Consider the following 18,308-nt stretch of genomic DNA (forward strand, 5'->3'; position numbering starts at 1 on the left):
TCTCTGGGCGAATGACGGTGGCGCGCCGCAGCCGCAGGTCGGCTTCCTCGGCTTCGATGCAGGCCGCCCGGCAGGCGCCGCGCCGCCGCGCGGCGGGCGCGGCTAGAGCAGCGCCCGATCGGGTGGAACCGCTGCGCGGTTCCGCCGGGCGGGCATCAACTGCTCCAGAAACTTCGTTCTCTGGAGCACGCCCTCCCGACCGGCTGATTCCAGCCGATCGGAACGTGCTCCGTTGCTACTCCGGCTGGATCCGCGCCGCCGCGACCAGGGCGCGGTTGCGCGGGATCTCGGCGGCGATCAGTTCTGCGAAGGCCTGCGACGTCTCGTTCAGCGGCGTGAGACCCACGGCGGCCATGCGCTGCGCATTCGCCGGCTCGTTCGCGCTGGCGTTCATCGCCGCGTTGATCCGCGCGACCTGGTCGGCCGGCAGGCCGCGCGGTCCCCACAACCCGCACCACCCCTCATAGACCAGCTCCGCGAAGCCGGCCTCCACCAGCGTCGGCACCTCGGGCAGCACGGCTTCGCGGCGCGCGGAGGTGACGGCGTAGGCGCGCACGCGCCCGTCACGGACCAGCGGCAGCGCCGGTCCGAGCGGCGCGATGAACAGGCTGACCGCACCGGAGACCAGGTCGTTCATGGCCGGCCCGGTGCCGCGATAGGAAACGAAGGTCGTCTCCACGCCGAGCTTCTGCCAGAGCGCCGCGGTGGCGAGCTGCCCGACCGAACCGAGCGAAGAGCCGGCGAAGGAGAAGCGCGTGGGCTCGCGACGGATCGCGTCCAGCAGCTGCGCGAGGTTCTGCTGCGTCAGCTGTGCCCCACCGATCATGACGTAGGGGATCGAGACGGTGCGAGCGATGGGCGTGAGGTCGGTCTGCAGGTCGAAGGGCACGTTGCGCTGCACGAAGGGCAGCACGGTCAGCACCTCGTTCGAGTAGAGCAGCGTCGTGCCGTCCGGCGCGCTCCGCGCCACCGCCTCGGCGCCCACCGCGCCATTCGCGCCGGAGCGGTTCTCCACCACCCAGGTCTGGCCGAGTGTCTCGCCCGCGCGCGGCGAGAGGATGCGGCCTGTGAGGTCGGTCGTGCCGCCGGGCGGGTAGGGCACGACGAAGCGGACCTGGCGCTGCTGTGCCAGCGCCGGCGCGGCCAGCGCAGCAAAGCCGAGGGACAGCGCGCCGCGACGCGTGAAGCGGATCATGCTCGTTTCCTCCCGCTCCGGCTTGGCGCCGGATGTCGTGTCGAAGCACCCTGCCGAGACGCGCCGATCCGGGTCAAGCCGTCTCCAGGGTCACCAGCTCGGCGCCGTCCTCGACCAGGTCGCCCGCGGCGCACCGGATCGCGACCACCGCGCCATCGGTCGGCGCGGTGATGCGCATCTGCACCTTCATCGCCTCGATCACCAGCAGCACGGCGCCGCGCTCCACGCGGTCACCTGGCGCGACAAGCACCTGCAGCACGCGGCCCGGCATCGGCGCGACGACGCGACCGCCGGTGCTGTCCGCCTGCCCGGAGGGGGCGCGCGGGTCGCGGTGGCGCAACTCATGCGTCGCGCCGTCGAGGATGACGGAGATGGCGTCGCCTTCGCGCAGGACCACGGCGCGATGCGCGACGCCGTCCAGCGTGAGTGTCAGCGTGTCGCCTGCCCAGCGCGCCGTCTCGACGCGCGCGGGGCCGTCCGGCAGGGCGAGCATGGTGGCCCCGCCGAGATGCGCGCGGATGACATGTGCCTGCTCGCCATCCAGCAGCGTGAGGTCCTGCCAGCCCTCGCCGTTCAGCCGCCAGGCATTGGCGAGGCCCCAGGGCGAATGCGGGTCGGCGGGGTCGGTCACCGGCTCGTCGCGCAACAGCCGCAGCGTGGCGGCGGCGAGCGCGGCGCGCGGTGCAGCCCCGGCAGGCACCAGCACCTCGGGACGATGCGCGATGAAACCCGTGTCGAGATCCGCGGCGGCGAAGGCCGGATGCGCGACGATCGCGCGCAGCAGGGGCAGGTTGGTGCGCACGCCCGCGACCTCCGTCGCGTGCAGCGCGCGCAGCAGCCGGCGCCGCGCCTCCTCGCGATCGGCGCCATGCGCGATGAGCTTCGCGATCATCGGGTCGTAGTGGATCGGGATCGTGTCGCAGGGCCGCACGCCGGCATCCACGCGGATGCCCGCGCCAGCGGGCAACGCCAGGTGCTTCAGGGTTCCGACGCTCGGGGAAAAGTCGCGCGAGGGGTCCTCGGCATAGAGTCGGACCTCGATCGCATGGCCCGCGATGCGTAGCACGTCCTGCGCGAGCGGCAGGGGCTCGCCGGCGGCGACGCGCAACTGCCATTCCACGAGGTCGAGGCCGGTGATGGCTTCCGTCACGGGATGCTCGACCTGGAGCCGCGTGTTCATCTCCATGAAGGCGAAGGTGTTGCCTTCCGCGTCGGGCAGAGAGCCCGCATCAACGATGAACTCGACGGTGCCGGCGCCGACATAGCCGATGGCGCGCGCGGCGTCGCAGGCGGCCTTGCCCATGGCGGCACGGCGTTCCGGCGTCATGCCGGGGGCAGGCGCTTCCTCCACCACCTTCTGGTGGCGGCGCTGGATGGAGCAGTCGCGCTCGAACAGCGAGACGACGTTGCCCTGTGTATCGGCGAAGACCTGGATCTCGATGTGGCGCGGCTTGGTCAGGTAGCGCTCGAGCAGCAGGCGGTCGTCGCCGAAGGCGCTCGCAGCCTCGCCGCGGGCCAGCGCGATCGCCTCCTCAAGCTCCGCCGCGTCACGGGCGATCTTCATGCCCTTGCCGCCGCCGCCCGCGCTCGCCTTGACCAGGATGGGAAAGCCGATGCGGGACGCGGCCGCGCGGAGCGTGGCATCCGACTGGTCCTCGCCATGGTAGCCGGGCACGAGCGGCACGCCGGCCTTCTCCATCAGCGCCTTGGCCGCCGCCTTGCTGCCCATGGCGCGGATCGCCGAGGGCGGCGGGCCGACGAAGACGAGGCCCGCGGCCGCGCAGGCCTCGGCGAAGTCGGCATTCTCCGACAGGAAGCCGTAGCCCGGGTGGATGGCCTCGGCACCTGTGGCCCGCGCGGCGTCGAGGATCGCGGGGATGCTCAGGTAGCTGTCGCGCGCCGGGGCGGGGCCGATGCGGATCGCCGCGTCGGCCATCGCGACATGCATCGCGTTCGCATCCGCGTCGGAGAACACCGCGACGGTACGCAGGCCCATCCGGCGTGCCGTGCGGATGACGCGGCACGCGATCTCGCCGCGGTTCGCGATGAGCAGGCTGGAGAAGCTCACGTGCGGAACACCCCGAAGCGCGGCCCGCCGGCCCAGCCCCCGACCGGGTTGTTCCGCGCCGCCGACAGGCACAGCGCCAGCGTCATCCGTGTGTCCTCCGGCGCGATCACGCCGTCGTCCCAGATCCGCGCACTGGCATAGGTCGGATTGCCCTGCGCCTCGTACTGCGCCTCGATCGGCGCCTTGAACCTCGCCTCCTCCTCCGCTGGCCAGGCGCCGCCCTTCGCCTCGATGCCGTCGCGACGGATCTGGGCCAGGACGCTCGCCGCCTGCGTCCCGCCCATGACGGAAATCCGCGCATTCGGCCACATGAAGAGGAAGCGCGGCGAATAGGCGCGGCCGCACATGCCGTAGTTTCCGGCCCCGAAGCTGCCGCCGATGATCACCGTGAACTTCGGCACGCGTGCGGTGGCGACGGCCGTCACCATCTTGGCGCCATCCTTGGCGATGCCGCCCGCCTCGTATTTCCGCCCGACCATGAAGCCGGTGATGTTCTGCAGGAACACGAGCGGGATTCCGCGCTGGTCGCAGAGCTCGATGAAATGCGCACCCTTCTGCGCGGACTCGGAAAACAGCACGCCGTTGTTGGCGACGATGCCGACGCGATAGCCCCAGATCCGCGCGAAGCCGGTGACGAGCGTCGGACCGTAGAGCGGCTTGAACTCGTCGAACTCGCTGCCGTCGACGATGCGGGCGATCACCTCGCGCACGTCATAGGGCTCGCGGATGTCGGCCGGCACGACGCCGTTCAGCCCGTCATGGAGCGGCGCGCGCGGCGGCGCCGGATCGTCATGGCCCGTGGGCTTGGCGCGGTTCAGCCCGCCGACGATCCGCCGCGCGAGGCCGAGCGCATGCGCGTCGCTCTCCGCTAGGTGGTCCGTCACGCCCGACGTCCGGCTGTGCAGGTCGCCGCCGCCAAGCTCCTCCGCCGTCACCACCTCCCCGGTCGCGGCCTTCACCAGCGGCGGGCCGCCGAGGAAGATCGTGCCCTGGTTGCGGACGATGATCGCCTGGTCCGACATGGCGGGCACATAGGCGCCGCCCGCGGTGCAGCTGCCCATCACGACGGCGACCTGCGGGATGCCCTGCGCCGACATCCGCGCCTGGTTGAAGAAGATGCGGCCGAAATGGTCGCGGTCGGGGAAGACCTCGTCCTGGTTCGGCAGGTTCGCCCCCCCGCTGTCCACCAGGTAGATGCAGGGCAGCCGGTTCTGCTCCGCGATCTCCTGCGCGCGCAGGTGCTTCTTCACCGTCATGGGGTAGTAGGTGCCGCCCTTGACCGTCGCGTCGTTGGCGACGATGACGCATTCGCGCCCGCTCACACGGCCGATGCCGGTGATGATCCCGGCGGCCGGGATTTCCTCCCCATACATGCCCTGCGCGGCGAGCTGGGAGAATTCGAGGAAGGGCGAGGCGGGATCGAGCAGCGCGCGGATGCGCTCCCGCGGCAGCAGTTTTCCTCTGTCGAGGTGCCGCCGCCGCGCGGCTTCCCCGCCGCCTTCGCGGATGCGCTCGACCGTCGCGCGCAGCCCGGCCACCAGCGCGTCCATGGCGGCCGCATTCGCCTTGAAGGCGTCGGAGCGCGGATCGGCGGTGCTGGCGATCACGGCCATGCGTGGCGTTTCTCCCTGTCGCGTACTACCTCAGCCCGTTCCGCGGCAGAAATCCAGCAGGGCGGCGATCACGGGCTCGGGCTGCTCCTGCTGCACCCAGTGCCCGGCGCCCGGGATCAGGTGGACGCCGCGCATGTCGGCGCAGGCCTCGGTGCGCATGCGGCGCAGCGCGCCGGGAAACTGATGGATGCCCCAGTCGGCGGCGCCGGCGAGGAAGAGGCTGGGCACCTCGATCCGCCGCCCGCTGAAGAGGCGCAGCTCCTGTGCGTTCCCGCCGCCGGTCTGGCAGCGATACCAGTGGAGCCCACCCTGGAAGCCGGTGCGCGCATACTCGGCCGCGTAGACGGCAAGCTCGTCCTCCGGCAGCCAGCGGCAGGCCGCGACCTGCGCGGGCGTCGGCATGTGCGGTGCCACGGTCTGCGGCATGGTCTCGCCGGCCCGCATGACATAGTAGGTCGGCAGCTTCGCGAGCTCCGCGGCCGTCCACGCCGTCAGCTCGAAGGGCGTGTTGCCCGGCCAGTCGGCGCTCTTGTGGTGGTAGTAGGCGCGCAGGAAGGCGTGCAGGCCCTGCGGCGGATCCCGCATCTCGGCATCGGCCGCCGGCGTCGAGTAGTACCACTGGTAGTGCTTCCGCGGCGGGTCGAGCGCGGCGAGCTCCTCATGCACCGTGTCGCGCGGCACCGGGGCCCAACCCGGCGGGCCGGCGAAGGGCGAGCTCATCATCACGACGCGGCGGAAGATGTCGGGCCGGATGAGCGCGCAGCAGGCGGCGACGGGCGAGCCGAAGTCGTGGCCGATGACAGCCTGCACGTGCGCGATGCCCAGCGCATGCAGCAGGGCAAGCTGGTCGCGCACCAGCCCCGGCATGCGGAACGGCGCGAGGTCCGTGTCGTAGGCGGCGTCCCATCCCGTGGTGCGCCCATAGCCACGCTGGTCGGGCGCGACGACATGAAACCCGGCGGCGGCCAGCGCCGGCATGACCCTTCGCCAGGAATAGGCGAGTTCGGGGAAGCCGTGCAGCAGCAGCAGCACGGGCCGGCCCGGCTCGCCCGCCTCGAGCACATGCATGTCGAGGCCGTTCACGCCCGGGACGATTCGCGCGCGGATGCCGTCGGGAAGCCCGTTCAGCCTGTCCATGCCACTTCCCATCCGCCCTGCGCGGGGACAGAGTCGCGCCCCCGGAGCGGAGGAGCAAGGCCCGTGTGCCAAGTGCGCACCCTCGACGGCGGCAACGCGGCCGATGCGCCTCCCCTGCGGCCAGGCACCGCGGGGACGGCGGCATGACCTTCGTCATCGAGCCGGGCTGGGCCTGGGACGCCGAGAACGGCCTGCGCAGCGGTGTCCACGTGATCGTGCGCGACGGCATCGTCGCCGATGTGGTGCGGGAGCGCCCGACGCTCGATGCGAGGCGTATCGCCGCGCCGGATGCGCTGCTGCTGCCGGGCTTCATCAACCTGCACAACCACGCGCTCTCCGCGCCGCTGTTCCGAGGCCTGGCCGACGACATCGCGCCCGGCGACATCCCGGGCCACATCGTCTTCTCGCTGCTGATGCCGCTTGGCGGCGTCGCGGCCTCCGTCATGACGGAGGAGGAGATCGGCGACGCGGCGGAGATGGCGCTGCTCGAGGGGCTGCGCAGCGGCATGACCGGCGTGCTCGACGTCCATCGCGTCGCGCAATGGCCCTTCATCGAGCGGGCGAAGCGCCTCGGCCTGCGGAGCTGGACCTGCCCCTACACCTTCTCCGAGACCGTCGGCATGACGCAGGAGGGCAAGCCGACCTACACGCCAACCGCCGAGACCGGCTTCGAGGCGACGCTCGCGCTCTTCGACCGCTTCGACGAAGGGCCGAAGGGTGTCACGCGCGTGGGCTTCGGCCCGCACGGTCCGGATTCCAACACGCCGGAGCTGCTGCGCCGCATCGACGCGGCGGCGCGGGAGCGGCAGACGGTGGTCTCGATCCACGCCGCGCAGAACCTCATCGAGATCGCGCGGGTGAAGGAATTGCACGGCAAGGGCTCGATCGATCACCTGCGCGACCTCGGCCTGCTGCGTCCGGGCGTCGTGCTGGCGCATGGGATGTTCGCGACGGACGAGGAGTTCGCGACCATCGCGGCGGAAGGCGCGGCACTCGCCTCCTGCCCGCTTGCCTTCGCGCGCTCGGGCCGCTTCGTGCCGCTGGCGCGGATCGAGGCGTCGGGTCTGCGCCTCGGCATCGGCACGGATGGCGTGACGCTCGACATGCTGCAGGAGATCCGCACCGCCTCGATCTTCGCCAAGGTGCAGTCCGGCACGCCGCATGGCCTGACGGCGCCGCGCATCCTGCGCGCTGCGACGCGCGACGCCGCGCTCGCACTCGGACGCGACGACCTCGGGCTGATCGCGCCGGGACAGCGCGCGGATCTCGTCATGTTCGACCTCTCCTCCTCGCGCTACCAGCCGGTCTGGGACCCGCTGAAGGCGCTGATCACGAACGGCAGCGCCGCGGACCTCATGCTGGCCATGGTGGAAGGCCGCGTCCTGCTGCGCGACGGAACGGTGCTGAGCGCGGATGCGGCAGCGGTGACGCGCCGTGGGCGGGCGGCCATCGCGCGCGTCTGGCAGGAGGCGGCGCGCTGCGGCGCGATCCCGCCCTCCATCGCGGCGCGTGCCGCCTTTCCGTTGTCGGGATGAGCGCGCATTCCGTAGGCTCGTCCCGCACCGAACCGGGAGAAACCGCATGACCCGCCTGCCCCGCCGTCCATTGCTGCTCGCCGCCCTCGCCCTGCCCGCCGTCGCGCGCGCGCAGCCACGCCGGCCGCTGCGCATCGTCGTCCCCTTCCCGGCCGGCGGCGCGGTGGACAGCCTGGCGCGGGTCATGGCGGACCGCCTGCCCGCGCTGCTCGACCAGCAGCAGGTGGTGGTGGACAACCGCAGCGGTGGCGGTGGGCTGATCGGCGCGGACGCGGTCGCCAAGGCGGCACCCGACGGCACCACCATCGGCATCATCGGCGCCGCGACGCTCTGCGCCGCGCCGTTCCTGCAGCAGACCATGCCCTTCGACGTCGCACGCGACCTGCGCGCGGTGACGCAGATCACCGACAGCGCCGTGTTGCTCGCCGTCGGCGCGCAGCTGGCGGAGAGCCGCGGCTGGACCGGCATGGGCGCGCTGCTCGACTGGGCACGCGCCAATCCCGGCGCGTTCCGCGTCGCCCATTCGGGCGTGGCCACCGTCACCCACCTGGTGATGTCGGCGGTCGTCGCCCAGGCGCGGGTGGACATGACGCTGGTGCCCTATCGCGGCGGCGCGCAGCAGGCGACGGACCTGATCGCCGGCACGATCGAGGGCTCGGCCGACCTGCCAGCCTCCCTCATGCCGCACGCCGCGGCGGGGCGCGTGCGGCTGCTCGGCACCTCCTCCGGCACGCGGCTCGGGCTGCTGCCGGACGTGCCCGCCTTCGCGGAGACGCCGGCGCTCAGTGGCTTCGACGTGCGGTCGTGGAACGCGATCATGGTGCCGGCCGGCACGCCGGAGGCCGAGATCGCACGGTTGCATGCGGCGATCGCGCAGCTTGGGGCGACGACGTCCTTCCGCGATGCGCTGCGCCCGCTCGGCTACGATGCGGTCACCAGCGCGAGCCCGGGCGCCGCGGCGCAGTTGATCCGCGACGAGACGCCGCGCTGGCAGCGGCTGGTTCAGGTGTCGGGCGCGCGAATCGAATAGCGAGCAGCAGGGTCCGGGACGAGGAGGACACGACATGGCAGGCTTCGCGGGCAGGCGCGTGCTGGTGGCGGGCGGCAGCAAGGGCATCGGGCGGGCCGTCGCGCTCGGCTTCGCGCGGGCTGGCGCCGCGGTGTCGATCTGCGCGCGCGGGGCCGAGGCGCTGGAGGCGACGCGGGCGGAGATCGCGGCTTGCGGCGTGCCCGCACATGCGCGGGCGACCGACCTGGCGGAGGCAGCGGCCGTCGCCTCCTGGGTGGAGGACGCGGCGACCGCACTCGGCGGCGTGGACGTCCTGGTCAACAACGCCAGCGGCTTCGGCGCGAGAGACACCGAGGAGGATTGGGCGAAGGGCCTCGGCGTCGACGTCATGGCGACGGTGCGCGCGAGCCGTGCCGCGGCGCCGCATCTGCGCGCGGCGAAGGGCTCGATCGTCAACGTCACCTCGATCTCGGGCTTCCGTCCCTCGCTCCGCACGCCGGCCTATGCGGCAGTGAAGGCGCTGCTGGTGAACTACACGCAGAGCCAGGCAGCGGCCTTCGCCGCGGACGGCGTGCGGGTGAACGCCGTCGCGCCGGGCTCCATCGAGTTCCCGGGCGGCAGCTGGGAACAGCGGCGCACCAGCGACCCCACGCTCTACAACCGCATCCTCGCCTCCATTCCCTTCGGCCGGCTCGGCACGCCGGAGGAGGTGGCAGAGGTCGTGATGTTCCTGTCCAGCCCGGCGGCCCGCTGGGTGACGGGCCAGACCATCGTGGTGGATGGCGGGCAGCTGCTCTCGTGACGGTGTTGTTTCGTCCGTGTCGTTCGGCGCGTCACGGACGGAACGCGAAACCGCCCTCCGCGGCATCGGGATGAAACCCGGCTGGGCGACAGACGGGCCCGTCCAGATCCGGAGGATCCGTCATGTCGCGCCTGCCGCTCCTGTTCGTCGCCGCCGCCGCAGCCTGTCTCGTCTGCGGCGTCGCGCTCGGCATCGTCATGGGTATCGCGCACGATTTCCAGCTCGCGCCCGTGCACGCCCATCTCAACCTGCTCGGCTGGACCTCGCTGGCGCTCATGGGGCTCACGCTGCGCAGCTGGCCGGAGCTGGCGCAGGGACGGCTCGCCCTCCTGCAGTTCGTGCTGTCGGCAGGCTCGGCCGCCGTGTTCCCGGCGGGCATCTACGTCGCGATCATGCATGAGCAGCCGGGCCTGGCGATCGGCGCGGCCATCGTGTGGTTCGCCGGCGCGGTGCTCTTCCTCGGCCGGCTGCTGCGGCTGACCTTCGCAGGCGCGCCGCGGCGCCTGCGGGCCGTGCCGGCGGAGTGACGCTCCGGGCCGGCGGCGTCGACGCCGGCCTCAACCGTCCCGCGGGGTGACGCCGACCACGCGCCAGGACTCGTCGCGCCCGTCGGGATCGCGCAGCGTCAGGACCTCGCCCGGCCGCAGGCCGCCCTCGATGTGGCAGAGCCGATGGACCGGCATGTCGGGATCGGGTCCGTCGCCCGGGAAGAAGCGTAGCTGCCAGCCATCCTCGTCATGCGCGACGTCGCCGGGCTGCGAGGTGCCCGCGCCCTCGACGCGTCGCGCCGGCCAGACTGCAGGGTCGTCGAGCCAGGCCTGCACGTCCGGGTGCCCCTGGGGGTCGAGCACGATGGCGAACTCGATCCGGCCGGCCTGTTCCGGGCCGGCGGGATCCCAGGCCCGCACCATCGTCACCGTCACCAGCCCCGCGGCTGTCACGCGCGTCATCCCTCCATCGCACATCCCGGCGAACGCCGCGGCGCGGCCCGGGGTTCAGATGGCCACCCGCACGCCCAGCTCGACCACGCGGTCGGAGGGGATGCGGAAGAACTCCGTCGCGGAGATGGCATTGCGGCTCAGCAGGGTGAAGAGCCACTGCCGCCAGCGCGACATCTTCGGCACGGCCGCCGCCACCACGGTCTCTCGGCCCAGGAAGTAGCTCGCCTGCATCGCCTCGAAGGGGATGCCGATCTCCCGCAGCGATTCGAGCTCCTTCGGGATGTTCGGGCTCTCCTGGAAGCCGTAGCGCAGGATGACGCGGTGGATGCTCGGCGCCAGCTCCTGCACCTCGCGCCGCTCCTCGGCGCGCGGCACGTCCTCGTTGATCACCGTCACGAACAGCACCCGCTCGTGCAGCACCTTGTTGTGCTTCAGGTTGTGCAGGAGCGCGCCCGGCACGAAATCCGCCTGTCCGGTCATGAAGACGGCGATCCCGGGGACGCGCACGGTGCGGCTCTGCGGCAGGCGCGCGATGAAGGACTTCAGCGGCAGGCTGTCCTGGCGGAAGCGCGCGAAGAGCAGGTCGCGCCCCTGCTTCCAGGTCAGCATCAGGAAGAACAGCACGATGCCGAGCACGAGCGGCACGTACCCGCCCTGCGGGATCTTGAGCGCGGTCGAGACGAAGAAGGCGGCGTCCAGCAGCCAGAGCGGCCCGAACACCACGGCGACCGCGAGCCACGGCCAGTGGAAGGCGCGACGGAAGACCAGGATCGCGAGGCAGGAGGTGCAGAGGAAGGTGCCAGTCACCGCCAGCCCGTAGGCGGCCGCCAGCGAGGAGCTGTCCTTGAACTCCAGCACCAGGATCACGACGCCGATCAGCAGCATCATGTTGACCTGCGGCATGTAGATCTGGCCCTGCTCCGTCTCGCTGGTGTGGACCACCTGCAGCCGCGGCAGGAAGCCGAGCTGCACGCATTGCCGCGCGATCGAGTAGGCGCCGGAAATCATCGCCTGACTCGCGATGATGGTGGCCGCGGTCGCCAGCACCACGAGCGGCAGGCGGAACCATTCGGGCGCGAGCAGGAAGAACGGGTTCTCGACCGCCTCCGGCTGGGTCAGGATCAGGGCGCCCTGGCCGAAATAGTTGAGCGCGAGCGCCGGCAGCACGAGGCCGAGCCAGGCGACGCGGATCGGCTTGCGGCCGAAATGCCCCATGTCGGCGTAGAGCGCCTCCGCGCCCGTGACCGCCAGCACGACGGCGCCGAAGGCGACGAAGGCGGCGAGCTTGTAGTGGGCGCAGAAGGCGACCGCGTAGTGCGGCGACAGGGCCACCAGCACGCCCGGCTGCTGCACCACCTCGATCAGGCCGAGCAGGCCGAGCACGCCGAACCAGACCGCGCAGATCGGCCCGAACACCAGGCCCATGCTGCTGGTGCCCTTCCACTGCACCAGGAACAGCGCGAGCAGGATCCCGAGCGCGATCGGGATCACCGCCTCCTCAAATGCGGGCGAGATCACCTTCAGCCCCTCGACGGCCGATAGCACGGAGATCGCCGGGGTGATGATGCCGTCGCCGAAGAACAGCGCCGCGCCGGTGATGCCGACCAGCGCGACGATCCATTTGCCGCGCTCGGTGTGGGCATGGCGCTGGGCGAGCGCCATCAGCGCCAGGATGCCGCCTTCGCCCTTGTTGTCGGCGCGCAGCACGAAGGTGACGTATTTGATCGTCACCGTGAGGATGAGTGACCAGAAGATCAGGCTGAGCAGCCCGAGGATCTCCCAGCGCTCGATCCCGTCGTCGGCGAAATGTGCGAGGGATTCGCGCAGCGCGTAGAGCGGGCTCGTCCCGATATCGCCGTAGACGACACCGAGGACCCCGATCAGGCCGGCCTTGGTCAGGGGCCGCTCGGCGGCGGAAGGATGACTCAACGTGGCGCTCCGGATGCGGAACGCGTAACGCTTAGGACCGCCACGGGCCGGCGCGCAAGCGGCGCCCCGCGGCGGTCGCGCCCGTCAGTGCCCCCGCAGGATCTGCGACAGGAACAGCTTCAGGCGGTCGGTCTGCGGATTGCTGAAGATCGCCTCCGGCTCGCCGCTCTCGACGATCTCGCCGCGGTCCATGAACACGACGCGGTCGGCGACCTGGCGGGCGAAGCCCATCTCGTGCGTCACGCAGATCATGGTCATGCCGGTGGAGGCCAGCATCACCATGGTGTCCAGCACCTCCTTGATCATCTCCGGGTCGAGGGCGGAGGTCGGCTCGTCGAACAGCATGATCTTGGGCTTCATGCAGAGCGCGCGCGCGATCGCCACGCGCTGCTGCTGGCCGCCCGAGAGCTGGCCGGGATACTTCTTCGCCTGCTCCGGGATGCGCACCCGGGTCAGGTATTCCATCGCCAGCTCCTCCGCCTCCTTCTTCGGCATGCGGCGGACCCAGATGGGCGCGAGGGTGCAGTTCTCCAGCACCGTCAGGTGCGGGAAGAGGTTGAAGCTCTGGAACACCATGCCGACCTCGCGGCGGATGGCGTCGAGGCTGCGCAGGTCGTCGGTCAGCTCGATGCCGTCCACGACGATCTTGCCTTCCTGGTGCTGCTCGAGCCGGTTGATGCAGCGGATCATGGTGGACTTGCCCGAACCCGAGGGGCCGCAGACCACCACGCGCTCGCCGGCCGCCACCTGCAGGTTGATGTCGCGCAGGACGTGCAGCGCGCCAAACCACTTGTTCACGCCCTCCAGCACGATGGCCGGCGGGGCGTCGGTGCGCATGGCGGAGGCAACCGGTGCCTCCAGGACCGTCTCACCCATCGATCAGAACCCCCTGTCTCCCGGCCTTGGGCCGTCCGTTGCGGCCACAGATGCGGTGTCCCGGCGGGGAAAGCAAGCGCCGGGCCATCCGGCCGGGCCGCCGTGCGGACCCCGCCTCGGGCGCATCGTCACCGCCTCCGGTGCTGGTTCAGGTCGCGTTCCAGCCCCTGGCTGTACTTCGACATGGCGAAGCAGAAGACCAGGTAGATGACGCCGACCGTGACATAGACCTCCACGCCGAAGCCCTGCCAGGCCGGCTCGACGATGGCCGTCTTGCCGGCGGTCAGCAGGTCGAAGATCCCGATGATCAGGACGAGCGAGGTGTCCTTGAAGAAGCCGATGAAGGTGTTGACCAGCGGCGGGATCACCAGCCGCAGCGCCTGCGGCAGGATGATGAGGCCGGTCTTCTGCCAGTAGCTGAGCCCGAGCGCCTCCGCCGCCTCGTACTGGCCGCGCGGCAGCGCCTGCAGGCCGCCGCGGACCACCTCCGCCAGGTAGGCGCCGGCGAAGAGCGTGATGGCGACCTGCGCGCGGAGCAGCTTGTCGATGTTCATCCCCTCCGGGAGGAAGAGCGGGAACATCACGCTCGCCATGAAGAGCAGCGAGATCAGCGGCACGCCGCGGATCAGCTCGACATAGAGCACGCAGAGGATCTTGATGGCCGGCAGCTTCGACCGCCGCCCGAGCGCGACGAGGATCGCCAGCGGGAAAGCGAGGGCGAGGCCGAAGGTCGAGAGGATCAGCGTGATCGGCAGCCCGCCCCAGCGTTCCTGCGGGACGTAGGGCAGGCCGAGGATCCCGCCCCACATCAGGATCCCGATGACCGTCAGCGTGACGATCCAGATCGGCACCAGCGTCCAGTTCCAGAAGCGCCGCATCGCGGAGACGATGTAGAGCGCGACGAACAGCACGCAGACCAGCGCCGGCCGCCAGTGCTGCTCGAAGGGGTAGGTGCCGAACAGGATGAAGCGGTGCTTCTCGTTGATCACCGCCCAGCAGGCGCCGGTGCCGCGCATCTCGCGGCAGGCCTGGGTCTGCGCCTGGCCGTTGACGACGGGCACCTCCCAGATCGCGTTGAGGAAGGCCCATTCGATGAAGCCGACCGTCCAGCGCAGGATCAGATAGGCCAGCAGCAGCGTGACCGCGGTGGACAGCCAAGTGGCGAACAGGTTCTGGCGCACCCAGGCGATGGCGCCCGTCTGGCGGATCGGCGCAGAGCGCGGCGCGGAGGCGTCGTGCGGGACGCCGGCGACGGCGGTGTTCAGCGTGACGTCGCTCATGTCAGCGCTCCACCAGCGCGATGCGCGCGTTGTACCAGTTCATGAAGAGGCTGATGCTCAGGCTGATGGTCAGGTAGACGAGCATGATAATCGCGATGCCCTCGATCGCCTGGCCCGTCTGGTTCAGCGTCGTGTTGGCGATGCTGACGATGTCCTGGTAGCCGATCGCGACCGCGAGGCTGCTGTTCTTCGTCAGGTTCAGGTATTGCGAGGTCATCGGCGGGACGATCACGCGCAGCGCCTGCGGCAGCACGATCTTGCGCAGGATCTCGCCGCGCTTCAGGCCGATCGCCTGCGCGGCTTCCCACTGCCCGTGCTGCACGGACTGGATGCCGGCGCGCACGATCTCGGCGATGAAGCCCGCGGTGTAGGTGACGAGGCCGATCAGCAGGGCGAAGAATTCGGGGCTGACGGTGATGCCGCCGCGGAAGTTGAAGCCGCGCAGCGCGGGGAGGTCGGGGGTGAAGGGCGCGCCGAGCGCCGCCCAGACCGCAAGCGGCAGGCCGAGGATCAGCGCCACCCCGACGGGCCAGATCCTGCGCGGCTGGCCGTCCTGGTACTGGCGCTGGCGCATGACGCGCGCGTAGAGCCAGGTCACCGCGACGCCGACGACCATCGCGGCCAGCGCGAGCCAGTGCGCCGAGGTCCACTCGATCCAGGGCAGCTTCATGCCGCGGTTCGAGAGGAAGACGTTCGGCACCGGGTTCAGCGCCTGGCGCGGCCCGGGCAGGCCCTGCAGGATCGTGTACCAGAACAGCAGCTGCAGCAGCAGCGGCAGGTCGCGGATCACCTCGATGTAGACGCCGGCGAGCTTCGACAGCAGCCAGTTGTTCGACAGCCGCGCGATTCCGATCAGCGTGCCGAGGATGGTGGCCAGCACGACGCCGATCACCGCGACCTTCAGCGTGTTCAGCACGCCGACGGTCAGCGCGCGCAGATAGGTGTCGGTCGGCTCGTAGTCGATCAGGCTCTCGCCGATCGGCAGCCCGGCCTCCCGGCTCAGGAAGCCGAAGCCGGTGGCGATCCGACGGACCTCGAGGTTGTGGACGGTGTTCTGCCAGAGCCACCAGATGATCGTGCCGATGAGGCCGACGACGAGCACCTGCCAGACGATGCCACGCACGCGCTCGTCGCCCCAGGAGAGGCGTAGCGGGCGCCTCGGCGGCCCGGAGGAGGCGAGGCGCGGGTCGGTCGTGGCGGACATGCGGTCGTTCCTGTCTCGGCGCACCGGCCGCGCACGGGACGCGGCCGGGGCCGGGGACCCGCGGCCAGGGCCGCGGGAGTCTCGCGCGCGGGCAGACGCCCGCGCGCCTGCCGATCAGCGGAAGGGCGGGGCGTATTGCAGCCCGCCCGGAGTGGTCCACAACGCGTTCGGACCGCGCTGGATGCCGATCGGCTCGAGGTTGCGGGCGAAGATCTCGCCGTAGTTTCCGACGCCACGGATGATGTTCACCATCCAGGCATTGTCCACGCCAAGCATCCGACCGAGGTCGCCGGTGCGGCCGAGCATGCGCTGGACCTCCGGGTTCGCGTCGGAGGCGCGCTGCTGGACGTTCGCGGCGGTGATGCCGAGTTCCTCGGCGCCGATCAGGCCGAAATGGATCCAGCGCAGCAGGTCGGCGAAGCGCTGGTCGCCATGGCGGATCAGCGGCCCGAGCGGCTCCTTGGAGATCACGTCGGGCAGGATGCTGTGCTCGCGCGGATTGGGCTGGGCCGAGCGCGTCGCGGCGAGGCCCGAGACGTCGGTCGTGTAGGCGTCGCAGCGCCCGGCGACATAGGCCTGCACGACCTCCTCCAGCCGCTCGATCACCACCGGGGTGAAGCGGATGCGATTGGACCGGGCCCAGTCGGTCAGGTTCTGCTCGGTCGTCGTGCCTGGCTGCACGCAGATCGTGGCCCCTTCCAGCTCACGCGCGGTGCGCACGCCGGTCGAGGCCTTCACCATGAAGCCCTGGCCGTCATAGAAATTGATGCCGGTGAAGTCGAAGCCGAGCGAGGTGTCGCGCGACAGCGTCCAGGTCGTGTTGCGCGCCAGCATGTCGACCTCGCCGGACTGCAGCGCGGTGAAGCGGTTCTGCGCCGTGGTCGGGACGTAGCGCACGCGATTCGCGTCGTTCCACAGCGCCAGCGCCACGGCACGGCAGTAATCGACATCGAAGCCGCGCCAGACGCCCTGGCTGTCGGGCTGCGCGAAGCCGGCAAGCCCGGTATTCACGCCGCAGATCAGCGTGCCGCGCGCGCGGATCGCATCGAGGGTGGGCGAGCCCCCGGCCGCCGGTGCGGCAGGGGCCTGGGCAAGGGCTGGCACGGTCATCGCCAAGGCAAGGGCGGCACCCCCGACGGCGCGGGTCACTGAAAGGCGCATGGCCTTCATCTCGTCTTCTCCTTTTGGCGAGCGCATGCGCAGCACGGCATGGCTCGCGGTACGTCACGTCGCGACAGCCGGGTCGAAACCCCCGGACTCGTCCCGGACTGTTCATCTTTCACGGCGCCATACGCCTTCCGTCAAATGACAGCCTCTTCACGAACACGCCGGCGCGATGCAACACGAGGTCACGACGGCAGGAGATGACCCGCATGCGCATGATCGGCCCGGAGGATCTCCGCCGCACCCTGCCGTGGCACGCGCTGGAGGACGCGCTGGCCGCGATGTTCCGCGACGGGTGCGAGGCGCCGCTCCGCCACCGGCATCCGCTGCGCCAGGACGGCGCGCCCGAGGGGATGCTGCTGCTGATGCCCGCGTGGCAGTCGGCCGGGCAGGCGCCCGGCAGGTCCGGCCGTCGCTTCACCGGCGTGAAGATCGTGCACGTCCTGCCCGGCAACGGCGCGCGCGGACTGCCGGCGGTGCAGGCCTCCTACCTGCTTTCGGACGCCGGCACCGGCGAGCCTGTCGCGCTGCTCGACGGCGGTGAACTGACGGACCGGCGGACCGCCGCCGCGAGCACGCTCGCAGGCCGCTTCCTGGCGCGGCCGGACAGCCGTCGGCTGCTGATCCTCGGCGCCGGGCGCGTGGCGACCGCGCTCGCCGAAGCCTGGTGCGCCCGGTTCCCGATCGCCGAGGTCGCGATCTGGTCACGCAACGGTGACAACGCGGCGCGGCTCGCCACGCGCCTCGCGGCGCACGGGCTGCCGGCGCGCGCGGCCGCGACCATCGATCCGCGCGGCTTCGACATCGTCTCCGCCGCGACGCTTGCCGAGGCGCCGCTGATCCGTGGCGCGGACGTCGAGCCCGGCACCCATGTCGACCTCGTGGGCGCCTTCCGTCCCACCATGCGGGAGAGCGATTCGGCGCTGCTCGCGCGGGCGACGCTCGTCGTGGACACCCGCGCCGGCGGCCTCGGCGAGGCGGGCGACGTGGTCCAGGCGATCGCCGAGGGCGCCATCGCCGAGTCGCATGTCGCCGCCGACCTCGCCGAGCTCTGCCGGGGCGCACATCCGGGGCGCACGCGCCGCGACGAGATCACCGTCTTCAAGTCGGTCGGCTGGGCCGGCGAGGACCTCGCCGCGGCGATCCTGGCCTGCGGCGGATAGCTAAGCCGCGCGCCCCGGCAGCATCCGCCGCATCACGCCATCCCGCCGCACCAGCGCGTGCCAGAGCGTCGCGGCGACGTGCAGCGCGATGGCGCCGAGCATGATGTTCGACAGCACCTCGTGCAGGCCGCCCAGCGGACGGCGCAGTCCATGGGGCGCGAGCATGTTCGGCAGCTCGAACAGCCCAAGCACCGACACCGGCGCGCGGCCCGACATCGCGAGCCCGAGACCGGTCGCCGGCACCGCGAGCATGAGGGCATAGAGCAGCAGATGCGCCGCCGCAGCCAGCCGACGCTCCCAGGCCGGGCCGGCCGCCTCGGGCGCCCCGCCCGCCAGGCGGGCCAGGAGGCGCGGCAGCAGCAGCGCCGCCACCGCGAGCCCGAGCAGGACAT

16 protein-coding genes are annotated in these 18,308 nt (G+C 71.3%); 5 read left to right on the forward strand and 11 right to left on the reverse strand.

Translation table 11 applies throughout. From position 1 onward, the window contains the following. Nucleotides 1–235 precede the first annotated feature (235 nt). The 4 genes from L2I40_RS06845 to L2I40_RS06860 form a co-directional block, all read right to left on the reverse strand. Complete coding sequence (locus L2I40_RS06845; RefSeq protein ID WP_237214129.1) at nucleotides 236–1,195, reverse strand: Bug family tripartite tricarboxylate transporter substrate binding protein; 960 nt, start codon at nucleotides 1,193–1,195, stop codon at nucleotides 236–238. Between the two features lie 73 nt (nucleotides 1,196–1,268). After that, nucleotides 1,269–3,263: an acetyl-CoA carboxylase biotin carboxylase subunit gene (locus tag L2I40_RS06850; protein WP_237214130.1), complete on the reverse strand. Its 1,995-nt coding sequence runs from the start codon at nucleotides 3,261–3,263 to the stop codon at nucleotides 1,269–1,271. After that, the gene (locus tag L2I40_RS06855; protein ID WP_237214131.1) at nucleotides 3,260–4,876 is read right to left on the reverse strand and encodes a carboxyl transferase domain-containing protein; all 1,617 of its coding nucleotides are present in this window, start codon (nucleotides 4,874–4,876) and stop codon (nucleotides 3,260–3,262) included. Before L2I40_RS06855 ends, L2I40_RS06850 begins: the two co-directional genes overlap by 4 nt. Nucleotides 4,877–4,906: 30 nt before the next feature. Continuing rightward, complete coding sequence (locus L2I40_RS06860) at nucleotides 4,907–6,013, reverse strand: alpha/beta fold hydrolase (protein ID WP_237214132.1); 1,107 nt, start codon at nucleotides 6,011–6,013, stop codon at nucleotides 4,907–4,909. 143 nt (nucleotides 6,014–6,156) lie between these two features. On the opposite strand from L2I40_RS06860, the gene L2I40_RS06865 reads away from it, so the two are divergent. The 4 genes from L2I40_RS06865 (at nucleotide 6,157) to L2I40_RS06880 (ending at nucleotide 9,886) form a co-directional block, all read left to right on the forward strand. After that, the gene (locus L2I40_RS06865; protein WP_237214133.1) at nucleotides 6,157–7,548 is read left to right on the forward strand and encodes an amidohydrolase family protein; all 1,392 of its coding nucleotides are present in this window, start codon (nucleotides 6,157–6,159) and stop codon (nucleotides 7,546–7,548) included. Nucleotides 7,549–7,594: 46 nt separating this feature from the next. Beyond that, on the forward strand, nucleotides 7,595–8,578 hold the full coding sequence (locus tag L2I40_RS06870) for a Bug family tripartite tricarboxylate transporter substrate binding protein (protein WP_237214134.1): 984 nt from the start codon (nucleotides 7,595–7,597) through the stop codon (nucleotides 8,576–8,578). 34 nt (nucleotides 8,579–8,612) lie between these two features. Further along, entirely contained in the window at nucleotides 8,613–9,359 is a 747-nt protein-coding gene (locus L2I40_RS06875) for an SDR family NAD(P)-dependent oxidoreductase (protein WP_237214135.1), read from the forward strand. Between the two features lie 122 nt (nucleotides 9,360–9,481). Then, a complete protein-coding gene (locus tag L2I40_RS06880; RefSeq protein ID WP_237214136.1) occupies nucleotides 9,482–9,886 on the forward strand; it encodes a hypothetical protein in 405 nt (134 codons plus the stop codon). A 30-nt stretch (nucleotides 9,887–9,916) separates the two neighbouring features. On the opposite strand, the gene L2I40_RS06885 is transcribed toward L2I40_RS06880, so the two are convergent. The 6 genes from L2I40_RS06885 to L2I40_RS06910 form a co-directional block, all read right to left on the reverse strand. Next, the gene (locus tag L2I40_RS06885) at nucleotides 9,917–10,309 is read right to left on the reverse strand and encodes a hypothetical protein (protein WP_237214137.1); all 393 of its coding nucleotides are present in this window, start codon (nucleotides 10,307–10,309) and stop codon (nucleotides 9,917–9,919) included. Nucleotides 10,310–10,354: 45 nt separating this feature from the next. After that, nucleotides 10,355–12,229, reverse strand: coding sequence for a potassium transporter Kup (locus L2I40_RS06890; protein WP_237214138.1), 1,875 nt, complete (start codon nucleotides 12,227–12,229; stop codon nucleotides 10,355–10,357). Between the two features lie 84 nt (nucleotides 12,230–12,313). Beyond that, nucleotides 12,314–13,105 (reverse strand): amino acid ABC transporter ATP-binding protein, encoded by a 792-nt coding sequence (locus tag L2I40_RS06895; RefSeq protein ID WP_456305731.1) that lies wholly within the window; start codon nucleotides 13,103–13,105, stop codon nucleotides 12,314–12,316. Between the two features lie 128 nt (nucleotides 13,106–13,233). Next, nucleotides 13,234–14,385 carry an amino acid ABC transporter permease gene (locus L2I40_RS06900; RefSeq protein WP_237214139.1) on the reverse strand — a complete coding sequence of 384 codons (1,152 nt, stop codon included), beginning with the start codon at nucleotides 14,383–14,385 and terminating at the stop codon, nucleotides 13,234–13,236. A gap of 1 nt (nucleotide 14,386) precedes the next feature. Next, nucleotides 14,387–15,589 (reverse strand): amino acid ABC transporter permease, encoded by a 1,203-nt coding sequence (locus L2I40_RS06905; protein ID WP_237214140.1) that lies wholly within the window; start codon nucleotides 15,587–15,589, stop codon nucleotides 14,387–14,389. A gap of 114 nt (nucleotides 15,590–15,703) precedes the next feature. Beyond that, a complete protein-coding gene (locus L2I40_RS06910) occupies nucleotides 15,704–16,759 on the reverse strand; it encodes an amino acid ABC transporter substrate-binding protein (RefSeq protein ID WP_237214141.1) in 1,056 nt (351 codons plus the stop codon). A gap of 203 nt (nucleotides 16,760–16,962) precedes the next feature. Here L2I40_RS06910 and lhpI point away from each other — a divergent pair, with 203 nt between their 5' ends. Beyond that, a complete protein-coding gene (gene lhpI / locus L2I40_RS06915) occupies nucleotides 16,963–17,916 on the forward strand; it encodes a bifunctional Delta(1)-pyrroline-2-carboxylate/Delta(1)-piperideine-2-carboxylate reductase (protein WP_237214142.1) in 954 nt (317 codons plus the stop codon). Here the strand turns inward: lhpI and L2I40_RS06920 are convergent. Then, a partial coding sequence (locus tag L2I40_RS06920) for a cytochrome b (protein WP_237214143.1) occupies nucleotides 17,917–18,308 on the reverse strand: 392 nt, incomplete at its 5' end.

This window comes from Falsiroseomonas oryziterrae, assembly GCF_021864505.1.
GTDB lineage: Bacteria > Pseudomonadota > Alphaproteobacteria > Acetobacterales > Acetobacteraceae > Falsiroseomonas > Falsiroseomonas oryziterrae.